The sequence below is a fragment of the Guptibacillus hwajinpoensis genome (assembly GCF_001039475.1).
Classification (GTDB): domain Bacteria; phylum Bacillota; class Bacilli; order Bacillales; family Guptibacillaceae; genus Guptibacillus; species Guptibacillus hwajinpoensis.
The window spans coordinates 752,063-767,543 of record NZ_LELK01000001.1 but is presented as its reverse complement, the minus strand read 5'-3'; the positions used below and the strand labels follow the sequence as shown (position 1 = coordinate 767,543).

13 protein-coding genes and 1 riboswitch are annotated in these 15,481 nt (G+C 39.1%); of the genes, 9 read left to right on the top strand and 4 right to left on the bottom strand.

Annotation, left to right across the window (positions count from 1 at the left end):
* The first annotated feature begins 80 nt into the window (after positions 1-80).
* The 5 genes from AB986_RS21990 to AB986_RS03795 all read left to right on the top strand — a co-directional run bounded on the left by AB986_RS21990 (position 81) and on the right by AB986_RS03795 (position 5,843).
* Positions 81-551, top strand: a complete 471-nt coding sequence (locus AB986_RS21990) for a hypothetical protein (protein WP_152670916.1) — start codon at positions 81-83, stop codon at positions 549-551.
* 400 nt (positions 552-951) lie between these two features.
* Complete coding sequence (locus tag AB986_RS03810; protein WP_201779268.1) at positions 952-1,848, top strand: GNAT family N-acetyltransferase; 897 nt, start codon at positions 952-954, stop codon at positions 1,846-1,848.
* Between the two features lie 278 nt (positions 1,849-2,126).
* Positions 2,127-3,884 (top strand): extracellular catalytic domain type 1 short-chain-length polyhydroxyalkanoate depolymerase, encoded by a 1,758-nt coding sequence (locus AB986_RS03805; RefSeq protein WP_236690304.1) that lies wholly within the window; start codon positions 2,127-2,129, stop codon positions 3,882-3,884.
* A gap of 280 nt (positions 3,885-4,164) precedes the next feature.
* Positions 4,165-4,527: a DUF948 domain-containing protein gene (locus AB986_RS03800; protein WP_048309547.1), complete on the top strand. Its 363-nt coding sequence runs from the start codon at positions 4,165-4,167 to the stop codon at positions 4,525-4,527.
* A gap of 443 nt (positions 4,528-4,970) precedes the next feature.
* Entirely contained in the window at positions 4,971-5,843 is an 873-nt protein-coding gene (locus AB986_RS03795) for a Cof-type HAD-IIB family hydrolase (RefSeq protein ID WP_048309546.1), read from the top strand.
* Between the two features lie 263 nt (positions 5,844-6,106).
* Here AB986_RS03795 and AB986_RS03790 read toward each other — a convergent pair whose 3' ends face one another.
* Genes AB986_RS03790 through AB986_RS03775 form a run of 4 tightly spaced genes read right to left on the bottom strand, consistent with a single transcriptional unit; the run spans position 6,107 to position 11,032 of the window.
* The gene (locus AB986_RS03790; RefSeq protein ID WP_048309545.1) at positions 6,107-7,579 is read right to left on the bottom strand and encodes a phytoene desaturase family protein; all 1,473 of its coding nucleotides are present in this window, start codon (positions 7,577-7,579) and stop codon (positions 6,107-6,109) included.
* On the bottom strand, positions 7,576-8,697 hold the full coding sequence (locus AB986_RS03785) for a glycosyltransferase family 2 protein (protein WP_048309544.1): 1,122 nt from the start codon (positions 8,695-8,697) through the stop codon (positions 7,576-7,578). Before AB986_RS03785 ends, AB986_RS03790 begins: the two co-directional genes overlap by 4 nt.
* Positions 8,697-9,509 (bottom strand): carotenoid biosynthesis protein, encoded by an 813-nt coding sequence (locus tag AB986_RS03780; RefSeq protein WP_053216028.1) that lies wholly within the window; start codon positions 9,507-9,509, stop codon positions 8,697-8,699. The genes AB986_RS03785 and AB986_RS03780 overlap by 1 nt, the downstream gene beginning before the upstream one ends.
* A gap of 17 nt (positions 9,510-9,526) precedes the next feature.
* Positions 9,527-11,032: a phytoene desaturase family protein gene (locus AB986_RS03775; RefSeq protein WP_048309543.1), complete on the bottom strand. Its 1,506-nt coding sequence runs from the start codon at positions 11,030-11,032 to the stop codon at positions 9,527-9,529.
* A 181-nt stretch (positions 11,033-11,213) separates the two neighbouring features.
* On the opposite strand from AB986_RS03775, the gene AB986_RS03770 reads away from it, so the two are divergent.
* From AB986_RS03770 to msrA, 4 genes are all read left to right on the top strand, one after another.
* Complete coding sequence (locus tag AB986_RS03770; RefSeq protein ID WP_053216027.1) at positions 11,214-11,726, top strand: glycosyl-4,4'-diaponeurosporenoate acyltransferase CrtO family protein; 513 nt, start codon at positions 11,214-11,216, stop codon at positions 11,724-11,726.
* Entirely contained in the window at positions 11,713-12,756 is a 1,044-nt protein-coding gene (fni, locus tag AB986_RS03765; RefSeq protein WP_048309541.1) for a type 2 isopentenyl-diphosphate Delta-isomerase, read from the top strand. The genes AB986_RS03770 and fni overlap by 14 nt, the downstream gene beginning before the upstream one ends.
* 338 nt (positions 12,757-13,094) lie before the next feature.
* Positions 13,095-14,498: a Na+/H+ antiporter NhaC family protein gene (locus AB986_RS03760; protein ID WP_048309540.1), complete on the top strand. Its 1,404-nt coding sequence runs from the start codon at positions 13,095-13,097 to the stop codon at positions 14,496-14,498.
* An 87-nt stretch (positions 14,499-14,585) separates the two neighbouring features.
* Positions 14,586-14,700, top strand: a riboswitch (SAM riboswitch).
* 101 nt (positions 14,701-14,801) lie between these two features.
* Positions 14,802-15,446: a peptide-methionine (S)-S-oxide reductase MsrA gene (msrA, locus tag AB986_RS03755; protein ID WP_084006386.1), complete on the top strand. Its 645-nt coding sequence runs from the start codon at positions 14,802-14,804 to the stop codon at positions 15,444-15,446.
* The last annotated feature ends 35 nt before the right edge of the window (positions 15,447-15,481 follow it).

The window sequence follows — 15,481 nt, the reverse complement described above, 5'->3', positions numbered from 1 at the left end:
TCACAAGAGACTTTTCTAAGGAGTATACAATATTCAGAAAGTAGTTTTTCTCCTTTGCCACGGGACAATACTTAGCAAATGTGAATGCAGGATTTATTGTATATATCGTTACAAACCCTACTTTAAGAAGTAGAAAGTTATGTTCCAGTACAATTTCTAGACTTGAAGAAATATTAAGTCAGGAATCTAAAAAAGCAGGATACGATTTTCTGGATGCAATCGTCTTAGAAACTGAAACCAAAGAGATGGTACACTCCAACAAAGAAAAAGAGGATTGTATGAAGCGTAATATATTCTTCGAAAGAAAAGGATATTTACATTTCAATACACTTCATTATCAGCAACCACCTTTGAACAGAGTTGAGCCGTCGATTCCTTTTAACTTATTTGTGAAAAATTATAGAGACACTTTAACTACTAAGGAAAGGCTATTTGACATAATACTGGATATCTATCAAGAAAAGTATTTCAATATAAATGGAATCGATAAAGCAACACTAGACCATTGTTTACAAGACAAGGGTATTACTAGGCAAGTCACAAATTGTTGATTGAGTTTATTCCATAATATCGGAGCGTTTGTTAAATAAAAGCTTGGCGCTCTATGCAGGATTAGGACAGGGGTGTGCATGAGTGAGAGGAGGATTAATATGGGAATAGGTGGTATGAGTATAGCGCTAATCTCATTAGTTCCAATCTTTCTAATACTAGGTGTCATACTTCTTTTAAAGAGAAAAAGGTGAAAATATTCTAGTCTGATATCTTTTGATGAAAATATTAAAAGAAAGGTGTGCGATATGAAGCAAATCAAATAATGTTACTTTTGATGAGAAGATTATTGAGAAAGAGTTCCAAACAGTATTTTTAGATACTATGAGCTAATGTTTAGCATGGGAGAGTATTAATTGACGACAGCAAAATAATAAAGTAAATAGGAGAAAATAGTCTGTGATGAAAACATTAATAAATCCATCTACAAAACTAAAATCTTCATTAGATCGAGAAGATTACGAAGAGATACTTACATTAAAAAAATGCTGTCTTGAAATAGAAGATGTATCTCTAAAACTAGAACTTGATTACAAATTGAACAAAGCTCTTAACGAGAGTATTGATAAGGATAAAATCAACGAGTTTATGTTTTATGAAGATGAAAGGCTTATTGGTTACATGGGGATCTGTCAATTCGGGTCCGATACATTAGAAGTAAATGGAATGGTTCATCCAGATTTCAGGAGATTGGGAGTCTTCAAACGTTTATTCTCATTAGTTCGAGATGAATGGAATAAAAGGGAATTGCAACAAATGCTTTTGTTATGTGATTGCAATTCTACTCCTGGAATTAATTTTATTAAGAGTACGGGAGCGCATTATGAAAACTCAGAATATGAGATGTTTTTGGTAGGTGAAGCGAGGAAAGGCGTCACTATTAAAAGCTTAAAACTTAGAAAGGCTCTTAATAAAGATGCAAAGGAAATTGCGCGACAAAATGCTATATACTTCCAAGTGAGTTCTTTGGACGGGAATTCAAGACTCCCTGAGGAAGAATCAAAGCAAGGAATGGATACTTTTCTCGCAGAACTAAACGAATCAGTTATAGGGAAAGTTCATATCGAAGTTCAGAATGGTGTAGGTGGAATCTACGGATTAGGAGTTCTTCCAGACTATCGAGGAAAAGGTTTTGGCAGAGATATACTGATGAAAGCTGTAGAGAAATTAAGAGAACAACAAGTTCAACAAATTATGCTGCAAGTAGCAGTAAAGAATAGGAAAGCTCTAAATCTTTACCAATCTTGCGGTTTCAAAGAGACTTCTACAATGGATTATTTTAAACTATCAAAGATATAGCTTCATCACTAATAATAACAAACTATGTTTAGCGCATATGTAGCAATATAGGGCAATTGCTACCATACTATATTTAAGGTTTAAGAATAGAGGAGTATATAAAAGATTTTTGTCCTTCGAAAATCAATACTTTTGTACTTACTCGCTATCCGTACTTGAAGTTTTTTTCATAGAAAACTAAGAGTTTCGATTCATTGAATAATCTCCTTGTAACCTCTATGTAACTAGAGCCCCTTATCATTGCGAAGCAAACAACTATGGGAAGGGGATGTTTTTTGTTGAGAATTAGAATGGGATGGCTTTTTGGTGTAATGTTTTTATTGGTATGCTCGTCAGTCGTATATCCTTCTTCAACGTCTGCTGCGGGGCAGTTCACTTCAGGAACTTACGGAGGGAAAACTTATAAGGTGTATGTTCCAAATCAATATGATGCAGCTCAATCTTATCCATTGTATGTCATGCTTCACGGTTGTACGCAGGATGCCAATCAGTTTGCAGCAGGAACGCAAATGAATACGCTTGCAAATGAAAAGGGATTTCTTGTTTTGTATCCTGAGCAAAGCTCAAGTGCGAACTCAAACAAATGCTGGAACTGGTTTGAAACTAGTCACCAATCAAGAGGCAGTGGAGAGCCGAGCGTGATCGCTGGGATGGTCCAGAAGATTCAATCGAATTACAGTATTCAACAGGAACAGGTTTATGTGGCTGGGCTCTCAGCTGGTGCAGCGATGAGTGTGATCATGGGGGCTACTTATCCAGATGTTTTCTCGGGAATTGGGGTAGGTGCAGGTTTAGAATATAAAGCTGCGACAAATACTTCTTCTGCTTTTAGTGCTATGTCAGGGGGAGGTCCTGATCCGACGTTACAAGGTCGAGCGGCTTACAATGCCATGGGAAGTCGTGCAGATCTTTTACCTGTCATCGTCTTTCATGGGACGTCTGACTATACGGTCAAACCGATAAATGGCGATCAAGTTATTTCACAATGGGCAGTGACGAATGATTTATCTGCAACGGGCTCTGTAAACGGATGGATCGATGATGTAGCCGATAACACGGAGAGTCTTCAGATTCCTGGTGGCAGAAGTTACACCGTAAGTGATTATAATGGGCAAGATGATAAGGTGTGGATGAAAAAAGTGATCGTCCAAAGTATGGGACATGCTTGGTCTGGGGGAAGTTCGCAGGGAAGTTATACAGACCCCCAAGGACCAAACGCAAGCAGAATGATGTGGGAGTTCTTTAATAGTAGTGACACGACTGATCCGAATGCACCAGTCACCACAGCTACACCTAGTGGAGGAACATATCAGAATTCAGTTACAGTGGAACTTAGCTCTAGCGAAACAGCAACGACGTACTACACGACAGATGGAACAGCACCTACTGAATTATCCCAAGTCTACAGCAGTCCAATTACAATCACAAAAGATACAACACTGAAATACTTTAGTGTAGATTCGAACGGGAATACGGAAACGATGAAAACAGAAAACTATATCATTGAAACTGGTATGCCCAATGAGACAACAACGTTATTATCAATTGGAAATGAGGATGGCTTTGTAGGACAGTATACCGCCGATGGTAAAGGGTCCGGCTCAGTTACGGTTGGCGATAAAGGGATGTATAACAGTGATACGTATCGTGGCATGCTGTCCTTTGATACAAGTGTCATAACAGAATCAATTCAATCAGCAAAAATTCGGTTATACGTTAAGGCGAAACAAGGCTCTGTTTCAAGTCTAGAGCTCGATATCAAAAAAGGAATATTTGGTAGTAGTTCTTCAATTGAACAAGCCGATTACATTAGCGCACCTACTCAATACAACATCACTAGTTTTACTCCCCCTAGTGGAGAGTATGTAGATGTGGAAATACCATCGAGCAGCTTGCCTAATATTAATTTGAGTGGATATACACAGTTCAGGTTAAAAGCTATCACAACAGCAGGCTTCAATCCTAGCGTTATCGAATTTTATGGAGGAGAGAGTGTTGGGGTTGAACCAAAGTTGATTTTAAACGAAAACGAGTAACCCATTCTTTGATGAGTAATAACTAATAGAAGAAAGCCATTTGTTCGTACCCAAAGGTAGACTAATCGTGATAATACGTGCAGTCTACCTTTTTCGTAGTTTTGTCAGTTGATCTAACCATACTAAAAAAAGAGTGCAATACATACGAAATATGAGCTATAATTCAGCTTCTTTTTCATCCACCATCTTTTTATTTGTTTTTTAGATCCTCTAGACCTAGTAAATAAGAATGTCCAAAGCCCCACCCTCATAGACTTAGAGAGGGAAGGGAGGTGGTTTCATGCTTGGATGGAGTGCTACCATTGTAGCCAGCGCGTTTCTTATTCTCGTTATTTATTTAATCTTGACATTACGAAAGGTCATGGCAACACTGGCTGAAACAAAGGAGACGCTGTCTAGTGTTCGGAATTCCGTTGACGGCATTACAGATGAAGCAGAAGAACTGATTCATAAAGCTAATGAAATTTCGGTTGATGTAAAAGGGAAAATGGAAGCTGTTGATCCTTTAATCGAGTCCGCTCATGATGTGGGGGATATGATCCACGATGTAACTAGCTCTATTAAAAGAACGGCTTTGCAAAAGAACTCTAAGAAAACCGTTCATACACAGGAAAGTAAACCAGTGCATATAAAATTGAAGTAAGAGGAAAGAGGCTGAGGAAACCGGTCTCTTTTTGTATTGGTGAGCTACCGTGAAGAATTTCCAAGTTTGTTACATAAGTATGTTTTATTTTAAGGCTCAAAAAAAGGAATTCACTTTAAAATAGGCTCTTTTCTTAAAGATTGTTGCTCCTAAAAGATTTTTGTATAAATACCACACGTAGCAGATTGGAGCAGAAGGATGCTCACCGCCCCGCCCCGCGGAAAGCGAGCATCCTGGAGCGGAAATTAACCACTATTCTAATAGCAACAATGCCTACGTGAGATCATAGAACATGCTAAAATGAAGAAGTAATGAGCAATAAACAATGGTATATCTAGTTTGATAGATACATAGAAAGTGTTATTGTTTACGTAATAAGAGAGATTAAACATGACGCACAAGTTAATAAAAATAGAAGCTATAACAAAATAGGGGGAGTCACGTTGGTAAAGAAACCAAAGGCCATTTTTTTAGATATGGATGGCACGATATTAAATCATTATAACAAGGTAAGTATCTATACGAAGCAAATTATTGATGAGATACGAAATAGAGGGATATACGTTTTTATCGCAACGGGCAGAGCTGTGGATGAAATAAACGAGCTTGTACCTGATGGGTTTCAAGTAGATGGGATTATCTCTTCAAATGGTATGGCTGGGTATGTAGGAGAAAAAGCTATATTTGAACATTCTCTCTCTATTGAATTAGTTGATAAAATCATCAAAAAAGCGAGAGAACATCGAGTCTATTATGAACTTTTTCCATATGGAGCAGATCGGATATCTCTAAAACAAGATCGTCAATATATTGTAGATGAAATTAGAGAACCAAAGCCAGAAAGTGTTGGCCTTAACGAATGGCTTTCACGTCAACAAGCAATCAAGGAAGCAATTGACTGGAAAGATCAAATCGAAGGAAATAAGTTTTCCAAATTCTATTTCTTCGCTAGAACAGAAGAACACATCAATGGATGGAAAAATGAGCTAGAAAAAATAAAGCAAGACATCGATTTTACAACGTCTATATCTTCCAGTCACAATGTCGAAGTCATGGTAGCAAATATGAACAAAGGCACTGGTATTAAGGAAATGTTGCAGTATTTTAATTTGTCTGATGTAGAAACAATGGCGATTGGTGATAGTAATAACGATTTACCGATGTTTCAGTTTGTTGATTATGCTGTAGCAATGAAAAATGCATCGGATGAAATACAAGAAATCGTCGACGAAGTGACCGAATACACGTGTGATGAAGAAGGCGTATATCATTATTTGAAGTCAACAATAGTGCTAGACTCTGAAATAAATGCATGATCTTTCATTAGGCTCTTTTCACAGACATTGTTACTTTTACTGTGTAGCGTTTGATTTCCGCTAGAATCAGCTAAGTGTGGTTTTTTTCAATAATTGTTTCTAAAGCAACAATCTTTTAGAGGAGAGCCTTTCATTAAGGTGGTAGGGGGTAAAGTTCTAATCAAACACCTCTATTTATTTGAATGGACTTTCACGGAGTAAGACATAAATAATATAACCACAAAAAGAAGCTTGGAAAATTCCAAGCTTCTTTTTGTGTGCTTCTACTTAACTGCATCTCGTTCTATTATCTTCTCGGCCACATTCTTACCGCTAATCACAACCATTGGAGAGCCTCCGCCAGGGTGAGTACTTCCGCCTGCGAAAAAGAGATTCGCTATATCTTTTGATTGATTAGAGGGGCGTAGAAAGCTGTTTTTTAGAGAGTTGGATGAGATGCCATATAGTGCTCCTTTGAACGCATGAAAGCGATCTTTAATTTCGTTTGGACCGACTATTTTTTCTTCTACTATATACTCACGAATCGGAAGACCATGTGCTTCTAATTTATCGTAAATGATTGTTTTGTATTCTTCCTCTGAAATGGTGTTGTTTCCAGAGAGTGGTGGTGCATTAACTAGGATGAAGAGGTTGTCTCCGTCTGGAGAGACGGAGGGATCAGTGTAAGACGAATTTGAAATGTAAATCGTCGGATCTAGAGACCACTTCCCATCAAAAAGCGTTTCAAATTCTTCTGTGTAATCTCTAGAAAAATAGACTTGATGATGGCAGAGGTTTTGGAGTCGAGTTGAAAGACCTGCCATAATAACAAAAGCTGAAATGGATGGGGAAGAGCTCTCAATTTTTTTGTTTCGCATAGATGGACGATGCTTTTCGTTTACAAGAGCTGGATATGATTGAAGTAAGTCTCCGTTGATGACAACTTGATCTACAGGAAGAACAAACCCGTCTACTGTTTCAACTTTCGTTGCTTTTTTACCTTCAATATGTACCTGTTTCACTTGCGTATTTAAATGAAAGGTCACGCCCAGTTGCTTAGCAGCACGCTCCAATCCTTCAGCAATCTTGGTGTTACCGCCTTTAACGTAATAAACGCCCTGAACCATTTCTAAATATCCAATCATCGCAAAAGTGGCTGGGGACAAATACGGTGATGATCCGATATAAGTAGAGTAGCGATTAAATGCTTTTAATAGTAGCGGGTGTTTAAAAAAACGTTCGTGAAAGTGATTCATTTTCTCAAGTGGTCTAACTCTTAGTACGGCGTTAAAAAGTCCAGGTGATAAATAATCCCCTGGGGAAGTAAACATTCTCGGAAAGAACGAATTCTTTGATAACAAGTAAAGACGCTCGATTTCTTCTAAATAAGCGTTGTAATGATCTGCAGCATAGGGATCAAGCTTGCTTAGTTCATCCACCATCTCTTCTTGATTTGTGCTCATCATAAATGACTCACCATTATAGTCAACGTTACGCGTGTGCTGATCAATCCGAGTCCAGTCAAAAAAATCACGAGGGTTGAGATTAGCCTCTTCAAATACACGATCGAATACTTCAGGCATCGTCATTGTGTTAGGTCCAAAATCAAAGTGATAAGATCCCATATCAATAGGCATCATTTTTCCGCCGGTATGAGCGTTTTTTTCAAACACGTGTACATTATAGCCGTTGCTAGCAAGTTTAATAGAAGCAGATAGTCCGCCAAGACCTGCACCGATTATAGCAATTGTTTTCATGAGTAGGTCCGTCCTTTCCAAACATAACCTTTACGCTTTAAACCTATCCGCATGGAATGAATCAGAAGAATCATAAAAGCTAGCGCACTTAACGGCATAAAGAAAGATAATGCAGTGCCTTGCTTCGTTCGATAATCAACCCATGCTTTTTGTAGAACAACCAAAAGATAGGGAATGAATAATTCTAGTTGTAGAGATCCATTTACTAGCTCAATTACACCATAAAATAATATAAATAGTGGTGTGACATAAAAGATCCCATAAAAGCAAAAGAGGATCGAGACGAGAAAACGAGATCGTCCGAGTCCAGGAAACAGGTTCTTTGTAAATCCGTTCCACACTTCTTGATTTGAATGATACATATAACATTGTGTGTAGTTTGTTACATTTGCGAGTATCGCACGATAGCCATGCTTTTTAAATGTTCTTGTTAAATCTACGTCATCAAGTAACGTGTTGTAGATCCCTTCGTGTCCACCAATGGTTTGATAGGCTTCATTTCTTACCATCATAAACGCACCATGAGCGGCAGTAAATGAAGGGAGTGTCGTCCAGTTGGCTGGAGCTAATGGTAGGTGGAAATGAACAACAAAGTGTTGTAAAGGGACAAGAAGTTTTTCCAGCCAAAGTTTCACTGGGAAAGATGGGAAGCCCGTTACCATGGCAGCTTTTCGTTTTTTGATTAAAGATAGCGTTGACTGAACAGCACCAGGTGCAAGTCTTAAATCTGCATCTATGAATAAGAGATAAGTCCCTTTTGCTTGTAAACTCAGCTGGTGACACGCATAAACCTTTCCAGTCCAGCCATCCGGTAATTCGTTTCCTTGGATAACCGAAAATCGCTTATCATCATTCGTTAAAGTTTTCAGCATGTCTAAAGTGTTATCTGTAGAATGATCATCTAGCAGTAAGATTTCAAGATCTGAATAAGTTAGCTTTTCTAGGCTTTTAATAAGATCAACCACATTTTTTTCTTCATTACGAAGAGGGATAAGGATGGAAACGAGTCCATCCTTATCCCCTTGTATGTTAGACATTTTAAGGCTAGGCATAAAGAACGAGTTAATGATCGTCCAAATAACAAAACCAGTTAGAATGATTAGGTAAATTGTTAACATCAGCCAAGCACCTCTTCAGTTGAAGCCAATTCTCTCTGTTTCGTGCTAGATCGATAAGCAAGGAGTAATAAATAAGCTGGTATTCCAGTAAGGAAGAAAGCAAGCCAAAGTCCATCTAGAAGAGCAAGAAAGATGAACATTCCCATTACCATTCCGAACAAAGCAGCCATTCGATCTCGCCAGAGTAGAAAGGCATCCTTTCTTTTCACGTTATTAGTCATATAGATTGGATAGAGAAGGGAGTGGAAGAACAGGGATACCCAGAACCAACCTGAGAAGTTCTGTAATGGGACGCTATAATAGAAGCTATCCCCTTCCCATCCCCAATATCCTTTAACAAGATATGCGACCGGATCAATGATCAAATCGATTAATACAGCAATCATTGCACCTAATAGAGAATAGGCTATCCACTTCAGAATAGAAGGCTTTAGCTTACTAACTAGTTCCATGGATAGCACATGAGTAACGGCTATAACCATTACCCATGCAAATCCGATTCCTATAGGAACATCAACTAATTTATAGCCGAAATCACCAGAGTAATCATATTGTCCAAAAATCCATCCATAATGAACGCCCAAACCTTCTGCAACCATACTTAATATGAAGATAAAAGCAGTGATTGCTAATCCTTTACTAAATTCAAAGGTGCGGATGAAATAAAAGCCGCCTAAAATGCCACAAAGAATTAAGAAGAATGCATTGGCCCATTCGAGTATGGGGGGGAGCAGATCAAATCCTACTAGAATTAATCCGCAGCAATACCAAAAAACAAATAATCGATATATTAAATTGTCCCATTTCATCATGCAGTGAAGATCCTTTCTCAGCCAGTTTGTTCGTCTTTCAGTTTCTGATCTTCAGCAATTAAGTCTGCAGTTAATTGTCCGGATAGAGTAACCATTGGAACGCCACCACCAGGGTGAGTCGATCCACCTACAAAATACAGATTATCAACAAGAGAGCTTCTAGAAGGAATCTTAAATCCTCCATTCACTTTACGATCAGTCGCAACGCCGTAAATAGATCCACCGTTTGAACCGTATAAATCACGAATATCATCCGGAATAAATTGATATTCAAATTCAATTGATTCACGAAGACCGGTCATGCCCATTCTTTCGAGTTTATCTAATACAATTTCGCGGTACTTCCCACGATATTCTTCAAAGCTCTCACCAGGTTGAAGTGGTGGAACGTGCGTTAGCACAAATAGATTTTCTTTCCCTTCAGGAGCTTGGGAAGGGTCAGACTTGGAAGAAACACCGATATATACAGTCGGATCATCCGCTGGAATCCCTTCATCGAAAATCTGCTTAAACTCGAGCTCTGGATCTTTCGAGAAGAAGAAGTTGTGATGTTCTAGGTGATCAAACGTTTTGTTAACACCAAGCAGTAAGACCAATCCTGATACAGTTGGCGTATATTTCTTAAGATCATTCTTCACTTTTTCAGCGCCAGGTTCACCTTTTAACAGCGTTTCGTGAGCAGGAATTCCTTCAAGATTACTCACAACTAAATCAGCTTCCATTGTATGTCCACTTGCTAATTTAACGCCAGCTGCTTTTTTATTTACTGTTAGAATTTCAGCAACTTCAGTATTCACTTGAACGTCTACGCCCAGTTCGTCTAAAAGCTTAAGCATGCCTTCAGCGATCTTGTACATCCCGCCTTCTACATAATAAATGCCTAGTCCAAGCTGAACATACACAAGCTGCGAAAGAATTGCAGGAGAGTGATAAGGTGAAGAACCGATATACATAATGAAGAAATTAAATAATTGCTGTAGATGTTTATCATCTAAATACTTCTCAGTAGCTTGGCTCATGGATTTCATAGGGTTCATTGTGAGAAGATCTTTAAATGTATGTAGCTTTTGCAAATCCTGAATACCAGATAAGCTCTTTTTGTAGAAACTCTTTAAACTTAAATCAAACATTGTCTTACAATAGTCTAAATAGGAGAGGAAATTGGAGTAGTCTTTTTCAGAGCGTTTGTGTACTTCAGATAACATAACAGCAATATCACTCGTCACGTCTATCTGTGCACCATCTTCGAAGAACGTTCTCCATTGTGGTTCGATCCGCTTAATTGTCATATAGTCGCTCACATTGCGACCTGCACTATTAAAGAGCTTTTCTAGAACCCAGGGCATTGTTAAGATGGAAGGACCTGTATCGAAATTAAACCCTTGTCCCGATCGCTTGTTCAACTTACCACCAGCACGTTCGTTTTTCTCAAGAATCGTTACATCATGTCCATCCGCAGCAAGGCGAATAGCTGCTGAGAGCCCACCTAATCCGGCCCCAATTACGATTGTTTTTTTGCCCATTTCTTCTCCTCCTTCATCAATTAAAAGTCATTCGTCGACTTTTGATCACTGTCATTGTATAGTGTAGGTATAACTTTTGTAAAGGAATCATAACACCTTGAACGTGCTAGGAGTATGTTCCTAACAGGACTATTACCTTAAATTAGGACATGTAAACCAAACTATGAAATGAGGATTGTCTGTGCAGGTTATCGAATTGTCCATTACCTTACTTATAATCGTAAATATACTTGCGTGGTTAATTATACATGTTGTACTATCTTATATTTGCCTTCGACTGCCAGATTCCTTTTATGAAACAGAAAAATCAAAGACCGATCTAAAAAAATGGGAACACGGTTTGTACAAGACTGTAGGAATTCGCAAGTGGAAAACGATCCTGCCTGATGGTGGAGGCGTTTTTCGAGGCGGGTTTCGAAAAAAAGAGTTAAAGACATTATCAGCTTCTTATATAAGAAAGTTTATACTTGAAACGAGACGAGCAGAGCTAACTCACTGGATTCTAATTCCGCCCGCAATGTTGTTTTTTCTATGGAATCCTCCATTAGTGGGATGGGTCATGGTTGGGTATGCACTGCTCGTTAACATCCCATTTATTATGATTCAACGGTACAATCGATATCGATTTAAGCCGTTATTAAGAAAACAAATGAAAAGAGAGCAGTACAGGGGGACTTACGATGAATCATTTTGAATTTGATCAAACTGAAAAACGCAAAAATGAGCACATTGATATTTGTCTTACAGAAGAAGTAGAAGGGAAAGGATTGTCTACAGGTCTTGAAAGGTATCGGTTTAAACACAATCCTCTACCAGAAATAGATTATAAGGATGTCGATCTTTCAACAACCTTTCTCAATAAGAAAATAGCAACACCTTTTCTCATTAGCTCGATGACAGGTGGAACGAACCGTGCCTGGGAAATTAATCAACGATTGGCTAAAGCAGCTGAACGACATGGATGGGCGCTGGGTGTTGGATCTATGCGTGCGGCTATTCAAGAATCCCGCTCAGTTTATTCATTCGAAGTAAGAAAGCATGCACCTTCTATTCCGATTCTTGCAAACATTGGTGCTGTTCAACTGAATTACGGCTTCACAATTGAAGAATGCAAACGAGCAATTGATCTTATTCAAGCAGATGCCTTGCTTCTGCACCTTAATCCTCTGCAAGAAGTATTTCAGCCTGAAGGAGACACCAATTTCAAGGATCTAGTAGCCAAAATTAAAAAAGTCGCTGAAGAGATACCTGTACCACTTGGTATTAAAGAGGTTGGCATGGGAATTGATTCTGATAGCGCAAAACGCTTGATTGACGCAGGTGCACACTTTATCGATGTAGCAGGAGCTGGCGGAACATCTTGGATACAGGTGGAAAGCTACCGATCACATCAGAAAATGCGAAGACAAGCTGCAGAAGCATTTCAAGGGTGGGGAAACTCAACCGCCGATTGTTTGATTGATGTTCGTAAGCACCATTCAGATGTCCCTATCATAGCAAGTGGAGGACTAAAAAACGGCGTTGATGCAGCCAAAACCATTGCACTTGGTGCAGATGTAGCAGGTTTTGGACGTGCTCTTCTTGAAAATGCTGTAGATGAAAGTGAACAAGCACTATCTGATCAGCTTGAACGTATTGAATTTGAATTAAGAACGGCCATGTTTGGGATTGGCGCATCATCGATTTCAGAGTTGAACTATCATCATGCATTATGTATCACATAGAGGCTGGGACAAAACTAAAATACATGAAGGAAATCGCGAATATTGAATGTTTAGAGTAAGACCTTAGCGTAGCCAACATACGTAGACTCCTGCGGGAACAGCACGAGTCCGAAGACCCCGCACGAATGCGTTTTTTGCTTTCTGAGGAGACTGAGGCCGTGCCCGCGGAAAGCGAAGTATGTTGGCGAAGCGGTTGTTTATCTGTAAATTACGAAAAACCCGATGTGATTCAAATGAATTGTTCGGGTTTTTCTCATAGTTATTTACTTATGTCCCAGCCTCTTTTTGTATAGCTATTTCCTCCTAGCGCAGACTAGTAGCGAAGGGGGGATGAGTCATTGGGTTGGTTGTCAATTTTACCATTCGTTGTTGTGATCATTGTTGCGGTGAAAACAAAGCTTGTGATTCCGGGTCTTACTGCAGGACTTCTTACCGCGTCGTTTATTTATAAAACAGGTCCCCTCATTGGGCTTGAGCAGTTCTATACGTTTATTATGAGCGGGTTGAAGGATGAGAGTAATATTAAGATTATTCTCTTTCTTTATATGTTTACTGGACTTATCGGTATGATGAAGTTTACTGGAGGGATAAAAGGCTTTGTTCACGCTGCTTCAGAGAAGATAAGTACGAAAAAAGGAGCGCTTTTTCTTACATGGATCTCTACTTTAGGTACATTTAGCGCCCCGAGCTTTCGAATCGTCACGGTAGCACCAATTATGAAAGCACTTCTTAACAAAGTGAAAATTACGCCACAAGAATTAGGCTTTGTCATTGAAACAACAGCAACACCTGTTATTGTACTTATGCCAATTGCGACAGCTTTTGTTGGCTATATGTCTTCCGTTGTTCAACTTTCCATCCGAGCAGAGGGGATAGAAGGAGATGGCTATCGTTTATTTCTCCAAAGCATTCCCTATAATTTTTTCTCCATTAGTATTATCATCATAGGTTTTTATCTAAGCTTCTTCCATCATCGCAAAAAACCATCTACGGAAGCGGGTAATGAAGAGAAGGAGATAGATGATCAGTGGGAAGATTGTCATCCCGCTGTTGCAAAGAACCTCCCATCAAAACCGTTGAACTTATTAATCCCGCTAGTCGGTGTTATCGTTCTTACACTCTTACTAACTTATTGGAGTGGATATCAAAAAGGATTTACAACTCCAATCGAGGCGTTTATTGAAGCAAGTGTTCTTGATGCGATGGTTTTTGCACTACTTACAACTGTTCTCTTAACATTTCTTTTCTACTTATTTCAGCGCTTTTCTCTCAAAGAGCTTGTGACCTTCTTCATTGAAGGAGGCAACGAGATGATGCCGGTTATCGTTTTACTAACTGTTGTATGGGGACTAGCTGCATCAACGGAGGCGCTTGGTTTTTCAACTTTCGTAACATCAAATTTGGATTGGATTCCAGCACTTTTTGTACCACCCGTCCTTTTTTTAGTTGGAGCATTTATTTCCTACTTTATCGGTTCATCGTGGGGAACATGGGGCATTCTAATGCCGCTTGGTGTTTCGCTTGGATACTCCACAGGAACTGATTTACCACTAGTTATTGGAGCGGTATTTGCTAGTGGGACATTTGGAGCTTTTTCATCTCCTTTAAGTGACGACACAAACACGGTTGCAAGAATTCTTAAGTTAAATCCAATGACATATGCTAAATTCAAACTGGGACCGGCATTAATAGGCGCTGGAACCGCTGCAGTAGGGTATTTTATTATCTCTTTTGTGATTTAGCATACTAATGTGTGCATACCTATTGACATCAGTTTCCAAAGCATTTATTATTGGGAATAACTTAATAATCCTTTGTTTTAAAGGATCTTCTTATTCAGAGAGGTGGAGGGACTGGCCCTTAGATACCTCGGCAACGGACCAATGAACAGGATGTTCATAAGGAACCGTGCCAATTCCTGCGGCGAAAGTCGGAAAATAAGAAGAGGCTCGGTATATCCAAACCCTCTTCTGTTCGGACAGATGGGGGTTTTTTCGTATGCACCCACTATCTGGCATCAATTTAATGTAGAGGAGTGACTGGCATTGCATACACTAATTAATACTGAAGCAAAACAACAACTTATTAAGACCCTTCTTTCGAAAGGCATTTATAAGAAGGGTGGAAAGCAGCTTTATATGTTACCACTAAACGAATTAGAGAACATATATAGAAATGAGACTGTAGCTAACAATATAGGAAACGGAGTGGGCACGATGAATTACGCAACATTTGCAGCAGGATGTTTTTGGGGAGTAGAAGCACTTTTTCAACAACTAAATGGAGTTATTTCAACTTCCGCAGGTTTTACAGGCGGTGAAACGATTAATCCTTCTTATGAAGATGTTTATACAGAATTAACAGGTCATGCTGAAGCAGTTCGTGTTGAGTTCGATCCATCACTTATCTCTTATGAGGAACTGCTTGAAGTGTTTTTCGATAATCATAATCCAACCTCATTAAACCGACAGGGCGAGGATATTGGTACTCGTTATCGTTCAGCTGTCTTTTTCCATACGGAAGAGCAGGAATCAGCTGCATTGATCGCGAAAGGCAAGCTATCTTCATCAGGTAGGTTTAAGAAGCCAATCGTCACACAAGTTGTTCCGGCGACAACGTTTTATCGTGCGGAAGAGTACCATCAAAGCTATCTTGCTAAACGTGGTCAATCTTCTTGCAAAATTTCTTAATATCAAAAGGCTTTCCTTCACTAGTGAAGGAAAGC